The following is a 759-nucleotide window of genomic DNA, read 5'->3' on the forward strand; positions in this document are numbered from 1 at the left end:
GGGGCAGCAGGAATTGAGGGGCAGCAGGAATTGAACCCACACCAAAGGTTTTGGAGACCTTTGTTCTACCCTTAAACTATGCCCCTAGAATGGTGGCTCGGGACGGAATCGAACYGCCGACACGAGGATTTTCAGTCCTCTGCTCTACCGACTGAGCTACCGAGCCTAGATGGGATCAAGAAGAAATAGGTGAAACATTCACTAGAAGATGAATACAATCTATCTAAAGAGACGGTGAAGAAGGGAACTAAATCTTCGAGACGCTTATAACGTCTACTTGATTTCCTATGGCACTTCTTCGACCGCTCGAATATTTCGAAAGTGGCTCCCCGAACAGGACTCGAACCTGTGACAACTCGATTAACAGTCGAGTGCTCTACCAACTGAGCTATCAGGGAATATGGTAGGCCCTAGTGGACTCGAACCACCGACCTCACCCTTATCAGGGGTGCGCTCTAACCAGCTGAGCTAAGGGCCTATATCTATATATGCCCTGTTGATCCGGCAAAAAAAATACCCCGTAGGGGTACTGCTTGGCAACGTTCTACTCTCCCAGAACCCTGCGGTTCAAGTACCATCGACGCTGGAGGGCTTAACGGTCGTGTTCGAGATGGGAACGCGTGGGTCCCCTCCGCCATCATCACCAAACAGTCAAAGCGTGATTTGCGCCTTGAAAACTAGATACGAAACTTGCGTAAAGTTGAAATTTAGGTGGATTACTTTGGGCCCCAATCAAGTATTCGGAATTCGCTACAAAGC

4 tRNA genes and 1 rRNA gene are annotated in these 759 nt (G+C 49.1%); all 5 read right to left on the reverse strand.

Going from position 1 to position 759, the window contains the following annotated elements:
- Nucleotides 1-15: 15 nt before the first annotated feature.
- A tRNA-Trp gene (locus AC1DUA_RS39560) sits at nucleotides 16-86 on the reverse strand.
- A gap of 4 nt (nucleotides 87-90) precedes the next feature.
- A tRNA-Phe gene (locus tag AC1DUA_RS39565) sits at nucleotides 91-166 on the reverse strand.
- Between the two features lie 156 nt (nucleotides 167-322).
- Nucleotides 323-398, reverse strand: a tRNA-Asn gene (locus AC1DUA_RS39570).
- Between the two features lie 3 nt (nucleotides 399-401).
- Nucleotides 402-478 (reverse strand) — tRNA-Ile (locus AC1DUA_RS39575).
- A 53-nt stretch (nucleotides 479-531) separates the two neighbouring features.
- Nucleotides 532-648, reverse strand: a 5S ribosomal RNA gene (gene rrf / locus AC1DUA_RS39580).
- Between the last annotated feature and the right edge of the window lie 111 nt (nucleotides 649-759).

This window comes from Paenibacillus sp. 01T422, assembly GCF_056398785.1.